The sequence below is a fragment of the Pseudooceanicola sp. DL12 genome (assembly GCF_056270665.1).
Map to the genome: position 1 here is coordinate 4,194,455 of NZ_CM149884.1, position 17,064 is coordinate 4,211,518.

Annotated in this window: 17 protein-coding genes; 10 read left to right on the forward strand and 7 right to left on the reverse strand. The window is 67.8% G+C overall.

What is annotated here, in order from left to right; genetic code table 11:
- Window positions 1-199 precede the first annotated feature (199 nt).
- The 10 genes from atpD (at window position 200) to AC0WR5_RS19665 (ending at window position 7,684) form a co-directional block, all read left to right on the forward strand.
- Window positions 200-1,648: a F0F1 ATP synthase subunit beta gene (gene atpD, locus AC0WR5_RS19620; protein WP_475865504.1), complete on the forward strand. Its 1,449-nt coding sequence runs from the start codon at window positions 200-202 to the stop codon at window positions 1,646-1,648.
- Entirely contained in the window at window positions 1,645-2,064 is a 420-nt protein-coding gene (locus tag AC0WR5_RS19625) for a F0F1 ATP synthase subunit epsilon (protein ID WP_475865506.1), read from the forward strand. Before atpD ends, AC0WR5_RS19625 begins: the two co-directional genes overlap by 4 nt.
- Window positions 2,061-2,351, forward strand: coding sequence for an AtpZ/AtpI family protein (locus tag AC0WR5_RS19630; RefSeq protein WP_475865507.1), 291 nt, complete (start codon window positions 2,061-2,063; stop codon window positions 2,349-2,351). The genes AC0WR5_RS19625 and AC0WR5_RS19630 overlap by 4 nt, the downstream gene beginning before the upstream one ends.
- Window positions 2,348-2,641, forward strand: coding sequence for an N-ATPase subunit AtpR (locus AC0WR5_RS19635; protein WP_475865508.1), 294 nt, complete (start codon window positions 2,348-2,350; stop codon window positions 2,639-2,641). The genes AC0WR5_RS19630 and AC0WR5_RS19635 overlap by 4 nt, the downstream gene beginning before the upstream one ends.
- Entirely contained in the window at window positions 2,641-3,372 is a 732-nt protein-coding gene (locus tag AC0WR5_RS19640; protein WP_475865510.1) for a F0F1 ATP synthase subunit A, read from the forward strand. The genes AC0WR5_RS19635 and AC0WR5_RS19640 overlap by 1 nt, the downstream gene beginning before the upstream one ends.
- A 12-nt stretch (window positions 3,373-3,384) precedes the next feature.
- Window positions 3,385-3,627, forward strand: coding sequence for a F0F1 ATP synthase subunit C (locus AC0WR5_RS19645; RefSeq protein WP_475865512.1), 243 nt, complete (start codon window positions 3,385-3,387; stop codon window positions 3,625-3,627).
- A gap of 4 nt (window positions 3,628-3,631) precedes the next feature.
- Window positions 3,632-4,369: a F0F1 ATP synthase subunit delta gene (locus AC0WR5_RS19650; RefSeq protein WP_475865514.1), complete on the forward strand. Its 738-nt coding sequence runs from the start codon at window positions 3,632-3,634 to the stop codon at window positions 4,367-4,369.
- Complete coding sequence (locus AC0WR5_RS19655; protein WP_475865515.1) at window positions 4,350-5,915, forward strand: F0F1 ATP synthase subunit alpha; 1,566 nt, start codon at window positions 4,350-4,352, stop codon at window positions 5,913-5,915. Before AC0WR5_RS19650 ends, AC0WR5_RS19655 begins: the two co-directional genes overlap by 20 nt.
- Window positions 5,912-6,742 carry a F0F1 ATP synthase subunit gamma gene (locus AC0WR5_RS19660; RefSeq protein WP_475865517.1) on the forward strand — a complete coding sequence of 277 codons (831 nt, stop codon included), beginning with the start codon at window positions 5,912-5,914 and terminating at the stop codon, window positions 6,740-6,742. The genes AC0WR5_RS19655 and AC0WR5_RS19660 overlap by 4 nt, the downstream gene beginning before the upstream one ends.
- A 93-nt stretch (window positions 6,743-6,835) precedes the next feature.
- Complete coding sequence (locus AC0WR5_RS19665; protein WP_475865519.1) at window positions 6,836-7,684, forward strand: hypothetical protein; 849 nt, start codon at window positions 6,836-6,838, stop codon at window positions 7,682-7,684.
- A 21-nt stretch (window positions 7,685-7,705) separates the two neighbouring features.
- Here the strand turns inward: AC0WR5_RS19665 and AC0WR5_RS19670 are convergent, their stop codons facing one another.
- From AC0WR5_RS19670 to AC0WR5_RS19700, 7 genes are all read right to left on the reverse strand, one after another.
- The gene (locus tag AC0WR5_RS19670) at window positions 7,706-9,433 is read right to left on the reverse strand and encodes a PHA/PHB synthase family protein (RefSeq protein ID WP_475865520.1); all 1,728 of its coding nucleotides are present in this window, start codon (window positions 9,431-9,433) and stop codon (window positions 7,706-7,708) included.
- A 252-nt stretch (window positions 9,434-9,685) separates the two neighbouring features.
- A complete protein-coding gene (cydX, locus tag AC0WR5_RS19675; protein WP_475865522.1) occupies window positions 9,686-9,808 on the reverse strand; it encodes a cytochrome bd-I oxidase subunit CydX in 123 nt (40 codons plus the stop codon).
- Between the two features lie 12 nt (window positions 9,809-9,820).
- Entirely contained in the window at window positions 9,821-10,981 is a 1,161-nt protein-coding gene (gene cydB, locus AC0WR5_RS19680) for a cytochrome d ubiquinol oxidase subunit II (RefSeq protein ID WP_475865523.1), read from the reverse strand.
- Between the two features lie 6 nt (window positions 10,982-10,987).
- Complete coding sequence (locus AC0WR5_RS19685) at window positions 10,988-12,607, reverse strand: cytochrome ubiquinol oxidase subunit I (protein ID WP_475865525.1); 1,620 nt, start codon at window positions 12,605-12,607, stop codon at window positions 10,988-10,990.
- A gap of 12 nt (window positions 12,608-12,619) precedes the next feature.
- Window positions 12,620-14,332, reverse strand: coding sequence for an amino acid ABC transporter ATP-binding/permease protein (locus tag AC0WR5_RS19690; RefSeq protein ID WP_475865527.1), 1,713 nt, complete (start codon window positions 14,330-14,332; stop codon window positions 12,620-12,622).
- A complete protein-coding gene (locus AC0WR5_RS19695; protein ID WP_475865528.1) occupies window positions 14,329-16,095 on the reverse strand; it encodes an ABC transporter ATP-binding protein/permease in 1,767 nt (588 codons plus the stop codon). The genes AC0WR5_RS19690 and AC0WR5_RS19695 overlap by 4 nt, the downstream gene beginning before the upstream one ends.
- A gap of 142 nt (window positions 16,096-16,237) precedes the next feature.
- Window positions 16,238-16,993, reverse strand: a complete 756-nt coding sequence (locus AC0WR5_RS19700; protein WP_475865529.1) for an SDR family NAD(P)-dependent oxidoreductase — start codon at window positions 16,991-16,993, stop codon at window positions 16,238-16,240.
- Between the last annotated feature and the right edge of the window lie 71 nt (window positions 16,994-17,064).

Sequence of the window (17,064 nt, forward strand, 5' to 3'; positions counted from 1 at the left end):
GGATGATACGGGATTCAGCAGCCGGAGCCCATGACTCGCCCTTGAACGCGGCGTCAGGCGGAATTCGCGATCCGTGGGCTGTCCCCGGATCCAGCATGCAGACCCTTCGTCATTGACTCACGTCAATGCGGCTGTTTTCGTGGAATAATATTTGAAAGACGTACCTTTCCACGCGCTCCCAACAGGATTGGTCATTGTCATGGAGCCTACCGAAGACACCGTTACGCCACTCGGCAGCCCTGTCGTCACAGGGCGTATCGAGGCCGTGCATGGCCCGGTGGTGGACGTGCATTTCCCCGAGAGGCTGCCGCCGCCCGAAACGGTGATGTACCTCGACCGGCCCGGAGACGAGCCGCTGGTGCTGGAGGTCCATGCCCATCTAGATACCCATACCGTGCGGGCGATCGCGTTCCAGTCGACCTCGGGCCTGAGCCGCGGGCTGGAGCTGCGCGCCACCATGGAACCGCTGATGGTGGCCGTGGGACAGGACGTGCTCGGCCGTCTCGTCGATGTCACCGGCACGCCGCGCGATGGTGGCGATCCCTTTGGGGCCGACGTGCCGCGCCGCTCGATCCATGGCGCGCCGCCCACGCTCGCGGCCCGCGACACCGAGACCCAGCTCTTCGAGACCGGCATCAAGGTGATCGACCTTTTGATGCCGCTGGCCCAAGGCGGCAAGTCGGCGATGTTCGGCGGCGCCGGCGTGGGCAAGACCGTCCTGGTGATGGAGCTGATCAACGCCATGGCCTCCAAGTACCAGGGGCTGTCGGTCTTTGCCGGGGTCGGCGAGCGCTCGCGCGAGGGGCAGGAGATGCTCTCGGACATGACGGCGAGCGGCGTGATCGCCCGCACCGCGCTGGTTTACGGGCAGATGAACGAACCACCGGGCGCGCGCTGGCGCGTGCCCCATACCGCGCTGGCCATCGCCGAGGATTTCCGCGACCGCGATCACCGCAACGTGCTGCTCCTGATGGACAATGTCTTTCGCTTCGTCCAGGCGGGCAGTGAAATTTCCGGCCTGCTGGGCCGCCTGCCCAGTCGCGTCGGCTATCAGCCCACACTCGCCACCGAGGTGGCCGCGCTTGAGGAGCGCATCGCCTCTGTCGCCGGGGCCGCCGTCACCGCGATCCAGGCCGTCTACGTGCCCGCCGACGATTTCACCGATCCCGCCGTGACGGCCCTGTCCTCGCACATGGACAGCGCCATCATGCTGTCGCGCGCGCTGGCCTCCGAAGGCTTCTACCCGGCGATCGACCCGCTCGAATCCTCCTCGCTGCTGCTGGCGCCGGAAATCGTCGGCGAGGAACATTATCAGCTCGCCTCCGACGTCCGCCAGGTGCTGGCGCGCTTCCGCGACTTGCAGGACATCATCTCGCTGCTGGGCGTCGAGGAGCTCGGCACCGCCGACCGCAAGGTGGTGGCTCGCGCCCGCCGCATTCAGCGTTTCCTGACCCAGCCCTTCACCGTCACCGAGGGCTTTACCGGCACGCCGGGCCGCACCGTCTCGCGGGCCGATACGCTCAAGGGCTGTCGCGCCATACTCGAGGGCGAGGCCGACGATTGGGCCGAGAGCTCGCTCTACATGGTCGGCACGCTGGAGGAGGCGCGCGAGAAGGAAGAGAAGGCCAGCGCGGAGGCCGCCGCATGAGCACGCTTTCGCTCTCCATCGTCACCCCGCTGGAGGTTGTCGTGGCGCGCGACGACGTCGTCAGCCTGACGGCAGAGGACGAGAGCGGCCGCTTCGGCATCCTGCCGCGCCACGCCGATTTCCTCACCGCCGTCGACATCTCGGTGCTCAGCTATGCCTGTGCCGATGGCAGCCGTCATCACGTCGCCCTGCGCGAAGGTGTCCTCTCTGTCACCGGCGGCGGCAGGGTCGATGTCTCCACCCGCGATGCGGTGGCGAGTGATGATCTGCAGGCCCTCGCATCGGAGGTTCTGCAGCGATTTCACCGTCAGGACGACGAGGAACGCACCGAACATGTCGACAGCACCCGCCTGCACCTGCAGGCGATCCGCCAGATCGTGCGCGGCATCGAAGGCAGCCGGGGGATCCCGATGTGAGCGCGACGCCCCGCAACGACGGTGACGAACCCCTGGCCGAGGCCGCCCGCAAGCGCGCCGAGCGCGAGGGCCGTTTCCGCCGCGAGGGGCAGTCCACGGGCAGGCGCCTTGCGCAGATCGGCGTGCTGGGCTGGCTGGTGGTGATCCCCACGGTCGGGGGTGCGCTGCTGGGCCGCTGGCTCGATGCCACCTTCGACCCCGGCGGCATCTTCTTCACGCTGCCGGGGCTGATTCTCGGCCTGATCCTCGGCTGTTACATGGCCTGGCACTGGGTGAACAACGTATGACCATGACCTCTCTCGACATCGCGCTCATCCTGCTCTTCCTGACCCTCGGGGCCGGTGCGGGCTACCTGCATTTCCGCATGCTGCGGCAGGGCACCAGCGCCATCCTCCTGGAACAGCACATGGGCCGGGCCGTCTTTTTCGGGGTGGCGCGCTTTGCGCTGACCATCGCCATCCTCGCGGCCGCCGCCTGGGCCGGGCCAGCACCGCTCCTGGCCTGCGCCATCGGGCTCTTCATCGGCCGCGCCGTGCTGCTGCGACAGGAGAGGCGACACCAGGATCCCGCGCCGTGATGTCACCGCTGGAAACCCCCGTGGCCTTCCACATCGGGCCGCTGCCGATCGCCTGGGCGGTGCTGGTGACCTGGGGCATCATGGCCGCGCTGGTGCTGGGGGCCCGCGCAGTGACACGCAACATGTCGATGGAGATCCCATCCGCACCACAAGCCATTGTGGAAATGATGGTCGAGATCCTCGACGGGCAGATCCGCGACACCATGCAGACCGATCCGGCCCCCTACCGCGCGCTGATCGGCACGATCTTCGTCTTCGTGCTCGCAGCCAACTGGATCTCTCTCGTGCCGGGCATCGAGGCCCCCACCGCGCACCTCGAGGTCGACGCCGCCCTGGCGCTGATCGTCTTCGTCGCCATCGGCTGGTACGGCATCCGTGCCGGGGGTGTCCGGGGCTTCCTGCACAGTTTCGCCGCGCCCACGCTGGTGATGATCCCGCTGAACCTGGTCGAGGCCGTCACCCGCATCTTCTCGCTGATGATCCGCCTCTTCGGCAACATCATGAGCGGCGCCTTCGTCATCGCCATCCTGCTCTCGCTCTCGGGGCTGCTGGTGCCGATCCCCTTCATGGCGCTCGACATGCTCACCGGCGCGATCCAGGCCTATATCTTCGCGATCCTGGCAATGGTCTTCATCTCTTCCACGGTCGCCGAATCCGCCCCCGAGGCCGACGCGGAGACCACCCTGGAGACCGACGCCGACGCAGCCCCCCATCCCGACACCGCAACCTGAAAGAGGTTTCCCATGGACCCCACCACCGTCAGCATCTTTTCCGCCGCCATGGCGGTTTCCTTCGGGGCGCTTGGCCCCGGTTTCGGCGAGGGGCGCGCCGTCGCCGCTGCCATGGATGCCATCGCCCGTCAGCCCGAGGCCGCCAATACGATCTCGCGCACGCTCTTCGTCGGCCTCGCCATGATCGAGACCATGGCGATCTACTGCCTGGTCATCGCGCTACTGCTGCTCTTCGCCAACCCGCTGCTGCCCTGATCCGATGACGCTCGACTGGGCAACCCTGGCGCTGGAGACAATCAACGTGGTGGTCCTTGTCTGGCTGCTGCAGCGCTTCCTGTGGAAGCCTGTCTCGGCGATGATCGCCGCGCGCCGGGAACAGGCCGCCGCCGTGTTGCGAGAGGCCGAGGCCGACCGCGCCGAGGCGGAGCGCCTGAAGGCAGAGGCCCAGGCGGCCCGGGACGGCATAGAGGCACAGCGCCGCGCCGCCATGGCCGAGGAGCGCCGCGCCGCAGAGGCCGAGCGCGCCCGCCTGATCGCCGTCGCCGAGGGCGAGGCGCAGCAGGCCGCAGAGGCCGCACGCGCCCGTCTGGATGCCGAGGCGGGCAGCCGCGAGGCCGCCTATGCCGCACGCGCCGCCGATCTTGCCGCCGACATGACCGCGCGCCTCGGCGCCGAGGTCGACGGCCCCGCCCTGCGCGCTGCCACGCTGGAGGGTCTTTCCAGCCGCCTTGCCGCCCTGCCCGAGGAGGAACGCACCGACCTGACCCGCGCCCCTCTCGTGCTGACCACGGCCCATCCGCTGGACGAAGCCGAGGCCGCGACCATGCGGCAGCGTCTGGAAACGCTCCTCGGCCAGCCGCTCACCCTCGAATTCCGCACCGATCCCGCGCTCGTCGCGGGCATCGACCTGCAGGCGCCGCATCTGCATGTCGGCCTGTCGTGGCGCGCCGCCCTCACCCGCATGACCAAGGAGGTCCATGATGCCGGAACAGCCTGATCCCGCCGCCTCCGCCTGGCTCGACCGCGCGAAACACGCCGTCGCCGAGACGCCGCTGGATCCCCAGGTCGAGCGTTTCGGCCATGTCTCGCAGGTGGCCGACGGCATCGCGCGCGTCACCGGCCTGGCCGATGCCCGCATCGACGAGCTGGTCACCTTCGAGCGCGGCCAGACAGGCTTTGTCCAGGGGCTCGACCGCGGCAATGTCTCCGTGGTTCTGCTCGACCTCGATCAGCCGGTGCAGGCGGGCGACCGGGTCTCCGGCACCGGCGAAGTGGTGCGCGTGCCCACCGGGCCGGGCCTGCTGGGCCGTGTCGTCGATCCGCTCGGCCGGCCCCTCGACGGGCTCGGCCCCATCGACAGCCTCGCCATGCTGCCGGTCGAACGCCCCGCCCCCGGCATCATCGACCGCGCCCCCGTCGTCCGCCCGGTGCAGACCGGCACGCTGGTGGTTGATACCTTCTTTGCCCTGGGTCGCGGCCAGCGCGAGCTGATCGTGGGCGACCGTGCCACCGGCAAGACAACCCTCGCCCTCGACACCATGCTGAACCAGCAGGAGGGCGACATCGTCTCGGTCTACGTGGCCATCGGGCAAAAGGCCTCCTCGGTCGACCGCGTCATCGGCACCCTGCGCGACAGCGGCGCGCTGCAACGCTCCATCGTCGTGGTCGCCGCCGCTTCGGCCCCCGCCGGCCAGCAGTGGATCGCCCCCTTTGCCGGCACCACCATGGCCGAGCATTTCCGCGACAGCGGCCGCCACGCCGTGGTGGTGCTCGACGACCTGTCGAAACACGCCGCCTGCCACCGCGAGATCGCCCTGCTCACCCGCCAGAGCCCGGGGCGCGAGGCATATCCCGGCGACATCTTCTATGTTCACGCGCGGCTTCTGGAACGGGCCGCGAAACTGTCCGACGAAAAGGGCGGCGGCTCGCTTACCGCCCTGCCCGTGGCCGAAACCGACGCGGGCAACCTCTCGGCCTATATCCCGACCAACCTTATCTCGATCACCGACGGGCAGATCGTGCTCGATTCCAAGCTCTTCAACGAGGGGCAGAAGCCCGCCGTCGATGTCGGCACCTCGGTCAGCCGCGTTGGCGGCAAGACGCAGGCCCGTGCCCTGCGCGACGCCGCAAAGACGCTGCGCCTCGATTACGCACAGTTCCTCGAGCTCGAGATGTTCACCCGTTTCGGCGGCATGCCCGACACCCGCGTCAAGGCACAGCTGACGCGCGGCGCCCGCATCCGCGAGGTGCTGCAGCAGGGCCAGCACCGCCCCCTGCGCCTGCCCGACGAGATCGCCCTCGTGCTCGCCGTTCAGTCGGGACGGCTCGACGGGATCGAGATCACCGCCATCCCCGCCCTGCGCGCGGCGCTGCCCGAGGCGGTGAACCATGCCGCCCCCCATGCGGCCGAGGCCTGTACCGGCGAACTCACCGACGACCTGCGCGCCGATCTGCTCGCCGCCGTCGATCAGGCGCTTGCCACCCTGCCGCCCGCCTCCACTGGGGCCACCGGGGCCACCGCCGCCCCGGAACCGGCGGAATGACCGAACGCCTCTCCGATATCGCGGCGCATATCGCCTCGGTCGAGCGGCTCGGCTCCGTGGTCTCCTCGATGCGCGGCATCGCCTCGGCCCGCGCCCGCCAGGCCGAGGCCCAGCTGCACGCCGTCGACAGCTACACCGCGACCATCCGCAGCGCGCTCTCGCGCACCCTGGCCCAGCTGCCCCCCGCGCCGCCACCCTCCGGCACGCCGACGCTGGTGCTCTTTCTCGCCGAACAGGGCTTCGTGGGGGCCTTCTCCGACAAGGTGCTCGATGCCCTGCCGGCCGATCCGCCGCGCATCTGGCTGGTGGGCACCCGGGGCGTCTCGGTCGCGGCCGAGCGCGGCATCACCCCATGGCGCCACTCTGCCATGCCCGCGAAATCCGAGGTGATTCCCCGCGCCGCCGACACCATGGCCCGCCTGCTGCTCTCCGAGGATCCCGGCCCGATCGATGCACTCTTTCCGGTCACCGCCCCCGATGGGCGGGTCACCACCGAGCGGCTTCAGCTCTTTCCCTTCGACGCCGCGCCCGGCCCCGACACCACCGCGCCGCTGCTCAACCTGCCCCCCGACGTCCTGCTCGAGCACCTGATGGCCGAGGCGCTTCACGCCGGTCTCTGCCGCGCCGCGCTCCATGCCACGGCGGCGGAAAACATGGCCCGGATGATCGCCATGGGCGCCGCGCAGAAGCAGACCGAGAAGAAGCTGGAGGAGCTGCGCGCCGAGGAGCGACTCGTTCGTCAGGAAACGATCACCTCGGAAATCATCGAGCTCGCCGCCGGAGAAACCGCCGCCCGAGGCACGGATCCCGACATAACCACAGGTTGAATCGGGTGGCACGATGCATTTCCGTTGACATGCATCAATGCAATTTGGCCCACTCTCCATACACTCACTGAAGCCTCAGACAGGGAGGGCCTCATGAAAACCCCAAGGAACACCCCGACGACCGACACGGCCCGCACGCCGCGCAAACGCGTCATGGCAGCGGAAAACGAAGGCACGGGCAAGGATGCCACCGCCTCCTCGGCGGCCAGCACCCCTCCTGCCACGGCGAAACCGGCCGAGGCCAAGCCCGTGGAAACCAAATCCGCCGAGGCCCCCAAGCCCGTCGAGGCAGCCAAGCCCACCATCCCCCCGGAACCGGAGAAGAAGCCCGAGCCGGTCGCCGCGAAACCGGCGCCCAAACCCGCGGCCAAACCCGCTCCGAAACCGGCAGCCAAGACCGCCGCACAGGCCGCCGAGCCCAAGCCCGCCGCGGCCAAACCAGCCGCCAAGAAACCCGCGGCAAAGGCGCCGGCCAAGACCGCCGCCGCCAAGACGACGGCAAAACCCGCCACATCGACCAGCCGTGCCGCCCCCAAACCGGCGCCCAAACCCGCGCCGCGAAAATCGGCCCGCACGTCCAGCCGCCCGGTGCCGAAACCCGCCGCCAAGCCCCCCACAAAGACGGCCGCACAGGCCGCGACAGCCTCCGCCGGCGCCACCACCTCGAGCTCCCTGCTCGAGCCGATGGGCCTGACCTTCGGCATGCAGGCGATGGAGGTCTGGATGGACGTCGGCAGCGAGATCTATCATTTCGCCACCGGCCGCATGCAGGAAAACGTCAAGGCGCAGCAGGAGCTGATGCAGTGCAAGCATCCGCTCGACCTGCAGCAGCTGACGATCGACTACTGGCAGAAGGCCTACAACGATTACCATGACGAGACCGGCAAGCTGGTCTCGATGATCCACGTGCTGCCGGGCGCCGACGACCTCATCAAGTCCTGAGGTCGCGGCGCGCCGGGCGCGTCATTTCAGCAGCACATAGGTGCCGGGAGCGGGGCAGAGGCTCTCTTCCGGCACTGCCGGTTTGCGCATGCCGCGGCTCTGCGCCACCAGCCATTCGGCCCAGCCCGGCCACCAGGACCCCTCTTCCGCCGGTGTTTCCGCCATCCAGTCGTCCGCCCGCTGCAGCCGGTCGGTCACCTCGGCCTGCCGGTGACGGCGGTGATGGTGGCCCGGTTCGCTCAGGATGCCGGCATTGTGCCCGCCGTTGGTCAGCGCAAAGGTCAGCGGCGCATCGGTCAGCCGGGTGATCTTCCAGACCGACCGCCAGGGCGCCACGTGATCGGCCTCTGTGCCCACCACGAACATCGGCGCGCTCAGGTCGTCGAGCGACACATGCCGCCCGTCGACGTGATAGAACCCCAGCGCCAGCGCATTCTTCAGGAAGAGTTCGCGCAGGTACTGCGAATGCATCGTGGCCGGCATCCGTGTGGTATCGGCATTCCAGGCCATCAGGTCGTTCATCCGCCCACGCTCGCCCATCAGGTAGGCGCGCACCATCCGGCCCCAGACCAGGTCGTTCGAGCGCAGCATCTGAAACGCCCCCGACATCCGGCCGGCCTCGAGATAGCCCTGCTGCGACATGATATCCTCGAGAAAGGCCACCTGGGCCTCGTCGATGAACAGGTCGATCTCGCCCGGCTCGCTGAAATCGGTCTGCGCCGCGAGCAGGCTGACGCTGGCCAGCCGGTCATCGCCGTCACGCGCCATGGCGGCGGCGGTTATGGTCAGCAGCGTCCCGCCAAGGCAATAGCCCGCCGCGTGGATCTTCTCTTCCGGCACCAGCCGGGTGATCTCGTCCAGCGCCGCGCGCACGCCCAGGTCGACGTAATCCTGCATCGACAGGTCGGCATCGTCGCGGTCCGGGTTCTTCCACGAGATCATGTAGACCTCGAAGCCCTGGGCCAGCAGGAAATTCACCATGGAATTGCCCGCGCTCAGGTCGAGGATGTAGTATTTCATGATCCAGGCCGGCACGAAGAGCAGCGGCTGCGCCCGCACCATGTCGCCCGCCGGGCGATAGCGGATCAGTTCGATCAGCCGGTTGCGATAGATCACGTCTCCCGGCGTCAGCGCCACGTCGCGCCCCACTTCAAATGTGCCCTCCGGCACCGGGTTCTGCTCGGTCACATCGGCCAGGAACTGCCGGAACCCCCGCACGAGATTGGCGCCGTGCTCCTCGGCGGTGCGGTTCAGGACCACCGGGTTGGTCGCCAGGTAATTCGAGGGCGAGGCCATGTCGAGCACCTGCCGCGCGCCGAAGTTGGTGACGCTGGCGTGGTGCGGATCCACCCCGGTCATCCCGCTGGTGGCGGCATTCCACCATTGCTCGGTCTTCAGGAACGACCCGGCCCAGAGGTTGTAGGGAAAGCGCTGCCATTCCGGCGCGGCAAAGCGGCTGTCGGCCTGCAGCTCGGGACGCTCCTCCTGGTCCAGCGCGCAATCGACGATCTCGCGCGGCAGCTCGGCCAGGCCCTGCACCGCAAGGCCCGCCAGCTCGGCCTGTTTCGCCGGGCTGCCCACCAGGTGCATCGCCCAGTCGTACCACGCCATGCCCACCGAGGTGGGCGAGAGCCCCCCCGTCACATTGGCCAGGGCAGCGTGGAAGTTGCGGTCCACCGTGGCCACCCGGCCCTCCGGAGCCCCGGGCGTGGCCAGTTCCTTGTTCCTCTGCCTGGTCGGTTGATCCATCTTGCCCCTCCTCTTGCCTCCGGGCCTCCTGCCCGAGTCGCCATCAGCCTAGCATCCCCTCCATGACCCCGTCTTGACGGTGATCAATGCCCCCACGGCACGCCTGGCCGAATGGCACCCCGCGCATCGGGGGCTCCTCCCCTGCAAACGAAAAACGCAGGGGCGACCTATGCCGCCCCTGCGCCTGTTCTGTTGGTCCGGTGCCCCGGCCCGCCGCCCCGTGACAGGGCAACGGGCCGGGCCGGTGTGCTGTTACTCGCTGTCCTTGTGACGGGCGAGCAGCTTGCGGTCGCTCTGCATTTCCAGCCACATCGCGTTCAGAACGGCGAAGCCGGCAGCAAGCGGCAGTCCGAGGATCCAGGCAAAATACCACATGGTAGGGTCTCCTTAGTAAGCGCTTTCGCTGGTGACGACTTCTTCCTCGGTCACCTTGCCCCAGAGGACCTTATAGACCCAGGAGGTGTAGGCGATGATGATCGGCAGGAAGATGACGCCGGCAACCAGCATGATGAACAGCGTCAGGTGAGAGGACGAGGCGTCCCAGACCGTCAGGGAGCTGTCCGGCGAAATGTTGGACGGCATGATCATCGGGAACATGGTCAGACCCACGGTCGAGATGACGCCCAGGATGCCCAGCTTCGACCACAGGATGGTCGAGCCTTCGTTGCCCTTGCGCAGGCCGCGCACGGCCATCGCCATGCCCAGGAAGCCGAGGATCGGTGCGATGGCGATCCAGGGACGTTCGCCATAGGCCGAGAGCCAGCTGCCGCCGTGCACCACTTCGCTCATCAGCGGGTTGGACGGGCCGTTGGGCACATGCGGAGCCGCCAGGTGATAGCCGTCGATGCCCACGGCCAGCCACAGGCCGGCGAGGGCAAAGCCCACCATGGTGATGACACCGGCAACCGCGCCATAGCGGCGGGCGCGCAGCTGCACGTCACCTTCGGTCTTCAGCATCAGCCAGGTTGCGCCATGGGTCACGCACATGGCCAGCGACACGATACCAGCCAGCAGGGCGAAGGGCCGCAGCAGGATGACGAACTTGTACCACCAGGGGCCTGCGAACGACAGGTGCAGGTCGGCGTTCAGCTCGAAGGGCACGCCCAGCAGCACGTTGCCGATGGCCACCCCGAAGAGCAGGGCCGGAACCGTGCCGCCCACGAAGAGCGCCCAGTCCCAGTTGCGCCGCCATTTCACGCCATCGCGCTTGGAGCGGTACTTGAAGCCGACGGGCCGCAGGATCAGCGAGGCCAGGATGACGAACATTGCCAGGTAGAACCCCGAGAAGCTGGCCGCGTAGAGCGGCGGCCAGGCGGCAAAGATCGCGCCGCCACCCAGGATGAACCACACCTGGTTGCCTTCCCAGACCGGGCCGATGGTGTTGATCACCACCCGCCGCTCTGCGTCCGTCTTGCCCACGAAGGGCAGCAGCGTCGCCGTACCCAGGTCGAAGCCGTCCGTCAGCGTGAAGAAGATCAGCAGCACGCCGAGCAGCAGCCACCAGATCACGCGAAGCACGTCGTATGAGATTAGGTCATGCAGAATCATTGGTATTTACTCCGCAGGGGCCACGTTCGAGCGCAGGCTGTCGTCACCGGAGGTGCCAAGCATGCGTTTCTCGTGGCGTTCCATCCAGGCGTCGGTTTCGGCGACGTCCATGTACGGGCCTTTCTTGATGTATTTCAGCATCAGGCCCATCTCGACGATGAACAGGGTGGTATAGAGGATCACGAAGCCGGCGATGGTGAGCAACACGTCCTGAACGCTCAGGCTGCTGACAGAGAGCGCCGTCGGCAGGATGCCGTCCACCGTCCAGGGCTGACGCCCGAACTCGGCCACGATCCAGCCCATTTCCACCGCGATCCAGGGGGCCGGAAGGGCGATAACCGCCATGCGCAGGGCCCAACGCGGGAAGGTCTGACCGCGGAACGAGGAGCGGTAGAACATGTACATCATCACCGCGATCATCGCAAAGCCAAGGCCGGCCATGATGCGGAAGCCCCAGAAGATCGGCCAGACGAGGGGAACGGTATCCCAGGCCGCCTGCTGGATCTGTGCCTCGGTCGCGTCACGCGGATCATCCACGTAGCGTTTCAGCAGCAGACCATAGCCGAGGTCGTCGGAATGGGCGTTGAAGGCGTCGATGTCCGCCTGCGGTGCATCCGCACCCTGGGCGCGCACGTCCATCAGCGCGTCATATGCGACGATACCGTTGCGAACCCGTTCGACGTTCTGCGCGAGCAGCTGGTCGATACCGGGGATTTCCTCGGTCAGCGACCGGGTGCCGATCAGGCCCATCAGCCACGGGATCTTGATGGCGTACTTGGTCTCGCGATCCTCGTTGGAGGGGATGCCGATGGCGGTGAAGGGGGCCGGCGCAGGCTCGGTTTCCCACATGCTCTCGATGGCAGCCATCTTCATCTTCTGGTTTTCCGACACGTCATAGCCGGATTCATCGCCCAGCACGACGACGGAGATCGACGCCATCAGGCCGAAGGAAGTGGCAATGGCGATCGAGCGCTTGGCCAGGTCGATGTGACGGCCCTTCAGCATGTACCAGGCGCTGACGCCCATCACGAAGAAGGAGGCCGTGACATAGCCGGCCGAAACCGTGTGCACGAACTTGGCCTGGGCAACGGCGTTGAAGACGACGTCGAAGAAGTTGGTCATCTCGATCCGCATCGACATCGGGTTGAACTCTGCGCCCACCGGGTGCTGCATCCAGCCGTTCGCGATCAGGATCCACAGCGCCGAGAAGTTGGAGCCGATGGCAACCAGCCAGGCCACCACGAGGTGCTGTACCCGGGACAGCTTGTCCCAGCCGAAGAAGAACAGCCCGACGAAGGTCGCCTCGAGGAAGAAGGCCATCATGCCTTCAATCGCGAGCGGCGCCCCGAAAATATCGCCGATGTAGTGGCTGTAGTAGCTCCAGTTCATGCCGAACTGGAACTCCATGGTGATCCCGGTGGCCACGCCCAGCACAAAGTTGATGCCGAACAGCGTCCCCCAGAACTTGGTCATCTGCCGCCAGATCGGGCGGCCGGTCATGACATAGACCGTCTCCATGATCGCGACGATGGGCGCCAGGCCCAGGGTCAGCGGCACGAAGAGGAAATGGTACAATGCTGTCAACGCAAACTGCAGTCGTGACAGATCGACGATATCGAGCTCCATAAGGTACTCTCCTCAATCCAGATTAACGGTGCCGCGCCGGGAGGGGGCGCGAGACCAATCGCTGGTGTTTTCCGTCTGTGACCAGGTCACAGGGCGAAGACCCATTTTGATCTGCCGTCCAAAGATCGGGTGATCGTTGTGGCGATGCAGTGCGGCCAGGATCGCGGCCTCGGGCAGCGCATTGCGCAGGCCAGACAACAAGGCTTGGGCTGTTTCCGCGTCGAGCCCTTCCGTGGGCTCGTCAAGGATCAGCAGTCTCGGTTGTTTCAATAGGGAGCGGGCGATGGCGAACCGCCGGGCCTGTCCGCCAGACAGTCCCGATCCACCTTCACCCAACCGCGCGTCCAGCCCGCCCTTGGCGGCAATGGCACGGTCGAGCGCCGCGGCTCGCAGGGCATCCCACATTTCGGCGTCAGAGGCACGGGGGCAGCCAAGCGACAGGTTGTCGCGGACGGTTCCGGCGATCAGCGCGGAACGCTGCGGAACCATGGCCAGGACCTCGCGCAGGGCGGCATCGTCCCAGTCGCTCGGAGCCAGGCCCATGATTTCAATAATGTTTTCCGGTCCTTCCTGCATGGGGCGCAGGGCCGCGATCTCCAGCAGCAGGGTGGTTTTCCCGGCACCCGAAGGGGCCACCAGGGCCACCGCCTCGCCGGCCCGAAGCTCGAGCTCGGGCAGGCCTGCGCCGGAAAGTCGCAGCAGCGGAGCGGCGGAATCCGGGGTGCCATGGCCCCTCGCAACGAGTCCCTCCTGCCCGGCATCGGCCACGATGCGGTCGGCAGCGCCGCGCATACGGCCCAACTCGGTCATGCCCCGGCGCAGCGGGTGCACGCTCTCGCCCAGGGCGAGGGCCACGAAGATGCCGATGGCAGCCGCACTGGCGCTGGCCGCGCCCTGCTGCCAGATCCAGGCGCCGGCGACCAGCGTCAGCGCCGTGGCCAGGGCAACCGCCATCTGCAGAAGCAGCCCGGCGCGCCGGTCGGCCCGGTCCAGGGTGGCGGCTGCGGTGCGGGCGCCCCGGTCGAGCGTCCGCAGGCTCTCCTGCCGCGCGGGCAGCTGCCCCGCCACGGCCAGTGCCGGACGGTCGCGCAACATGTCGATCGTGCCCCGGCGCAGCGCCTGCAATTGCCGCTCGCCCTCATCCGAGGGTGCGCGGCTCCTGACCCCGAGGTGGATCAGCACGAAGAGGCTCGCCGGCACATAGCCGGCCGCCAGCGCCCAGGCCACCGGCCAGCCGGCCAGCAGCCCCAGCGCGACAAAGGCCGCCAGCTGGGTCAGCACCGCGGCGAGAATCGGCAGGAACACCCGCAGGACCAGCCCGTCGAGCACGTCGACATCGGCGATGATCCGGGTCAGCGCGCTCTCGCCACGCAGCCGGGCCAGCGCCGCGGCACCCTGCCGGGCATGACGGCGCAGCAGCTCGACGCGGAGCGCCGCAAGCGCCCGCAGCGTGGCATCATGGGTCAGCACCCGCTCGCCATAGCGTGCGGCGGTGCGCCCGATGGCCAGCATCCGTACGCCGGCGGAGGGAACGAAAACGTCGAAGGCAATGCCGATCCCCGCCAGGCCGGCCACTCCGGTGGCGGTGATGAACCAGCCCGACAGGCCCAGCAGCGCGGTCCCCATCATCAGAACCATGACACTCAGAAGCGCACCCCGGAACATGGCGCCCGGAGAGGCCTGCAACAGCAGTTTCAGCATCTGCATGATCGGAGCGCGGGTCATTGCTTCACCTCCACGACACGGTCGAGCGCATCGCGCATCCGGTCGTCATGGGTCGCTACCAGAAGAGTATGACCAGTTTGTTGAGCACGCTGCAGCGCGGCAATGATCCGCGCCGCCGTTTCCGGGTCGAGGTCCGCCGTGGGTTCGTCCACCAACAGCAGCTCGGCCCCCGACAGCAGCGCCCGCGCCAGCATCAGCCGCCGCGCCTCGCCACCGCTGACACCGCCACCGGTCTCGCCCAGGCGCGTCTTAAGTCCCTCGGGCAGACGGTCCAGGACATGCACGGCATCGGCCGCTTCCAGCGCCGCGCGCGGATCGGCCCCGGTGCCCGCCGGGTCCAGGAAATCTCCCAGGGTCTCGTCGGCGAAATGCACCTGCTGCGGCACCATGGCGATGCGCGCCCGCCAACCATCCGCCGTCGTATCGTCCAGGATCTGCCCACAGACGTCCAGCTGCCCGCTGGCCACCGGCAGCAGTCCCGCAATGGCCGCCAGTGTCGTGGTCTTGCCGGCACCGCTCGGCCCGGTCAGCGCAATGCTCTCGCCCTGACGCACATCCATGTCCGGCAGCCGCAGCCGCCGCCCGCCCAGGTTCACCATCGCGGCCCGAGTCTCGATCCTCAGCGCGCCCGGCAGCGGGGCGACCCGTGCCCCCGTGCCCAGCAGCGCCTGCCGCGGGGCGGCGTCGAGCTCTTCCAGCTCGGCCGCCACCGCCATGCCCGAGGCACGGTCGTGCCAGGCCGCGGCCAGATCGCGCATCGGCTGGAAGAAGTCGGGCGCGATGATCAGCATGAACAGCCCCTGCGCCATGGTCAGCGGCGTGCCCCAGGTGATCCAGCCGGTGACGCCCAGCAGGGCAAAGCCCACCAGCAGGGCCACCATGGCCACGCCCAGCGCCGCGAACAGCTCCAGCACGGTCGAGGAGAGAAAGGCGATCTTCAGCACCGACATGGTGCGTTCCCGCAGGGTCTCGGCCCGGATCTCGAAATCCTCGGCCGCGCGCTCGGTCGCGCCCAGCAGCCGGATGTCCTGAAGGGCGGCCAGCCGGTCCATCAGCATCTCGTTCATGGTGCCGATCTCGTCGAGTTGCTTGCGGCTGACCTGCTCGGCGGCCATGCCCACCAGGGCCATGAACACAGGGATCAGCGGCCCCGCCACCAGCAGCACGAGCCCCGCGGCCCAGGAGATGTAGAAGGTGATCGCCAGCAGGACGAGCGGAACGATCATTGTACGTATCATTGCGACCCGATACCGCGTGATCCAGGGTTGCAGAAGCGGCAGTTTCTGCGCGATCAGCGCCGCGATCCGCGCCGAGGCGGCCCCGGGCGCCAGTGCCTCGCGGGCGATCAGAGCCTCGCGTTCCCGCCCGATCACCCGGTCCGCCGCATCAAAGAGCAGTCCGCCCGCGCGATAGTCCAGCCCCGCCCGCAGCAGCGCCACACCGAGGAAGATCCCCGCCGCGATCACGCCCTGCCGCAGGGTCCCGTCGCCATTCACCCAGCCGTCCACGGCCCAGGCCAGGCAACCGGCCTGCACCACCCAGAGCAGGCTCGCCGTGACGCTCAGCGCCGAGGCGTACTTGAGATCGCCGGCCACCGGCCCGATGATCCGCGCCTCGCGGGCCTTGCGGGCGGCCCTCTCGCCGCCCTGCCCCGAGGTGCCTTCGTCGTCGGCGTCTGCAACCGTCGCCTGGCCGCTCGCCCCGCGTGCCGTATCCTTGCTGGCCTGCCTCTCGGCGGCCCCGCTCTTGTCTGCCATGGTCATTTGCGCGCTTCCTTGGACGTCAGGTCCATTCCGAAGCCCAGCAGACCACAGGCCGTCGCCGCGAGGCAACGCGTCAAAATGCCGTTCGGCGGGCCTTGCCGGGCCCGCACTTTCTGTCCTGTTCGCGCGCATTGGTCCGTGCCTATTGTGCCGTGTAGGCTCCATCCACCAGGTAATAACTGCCGGATATGAAGCTCGCCTTTCCAGAGAGCAGGAAACATGTCAGCGCCGAAACCTCCTCGGGTCGGCCCAACCGTCCGATCGGATGCAGCCCGACCAGCCCGTCCATCGCGGCCTGATCCAGGTTCTTCGACAGCAGCGGCGTCTCGATAAACCCCGGCCCCACCGCGTTGATGCGGATGCCCTGCGCGGAATATTCCAGCGCCGCGGTCTTGGTCAGCCCCAGCAGCGCATGCTTGGCCGCCACGTAGGAGGCCGCGCCCATGAAGCCCACCGACCCCAGGATGGAGGCCATATTCACGATCGCCCCCCCGCCGGTCTTCTGCATCGCCTCGATCTCGTACTTCAGACAATAGAAGACGCCGTTCAGGTTGATGTTGATCACCCGATGCCAGTCTTCCAGCGTCACCTCGCCGACCGGCACGGGATGCGCTCCGATCCCGGCGTTGTTCACCGCGAGGTCGAGCCGGCCGAAACTGTCGATGGCCCGCGCCACCATCGCCTCGACCTGCGCCGCATCTGCCACGTCGACGGCACAAGCCTCGGCCGTGCCCCCGGCAGAGTTCAGTGAGGCGGCAAGCCCCTCCGCATCTCCAAGGATCAGGTCGGCGATCAGCACCTTTGCACCACCGGCCGCGAGGTCCGTCGCAATGGCCGCGCCGATTCCCGAGGCACCCCCGGTGACGATCGCAACCTTGCCTTCGAATTCCTTGCTCATGGCAAATCTCCTTCGCGTCTGAGCTTTCCTAGGTCGGCGCAGAAGGATACGCATTGATACAAATCAAACCT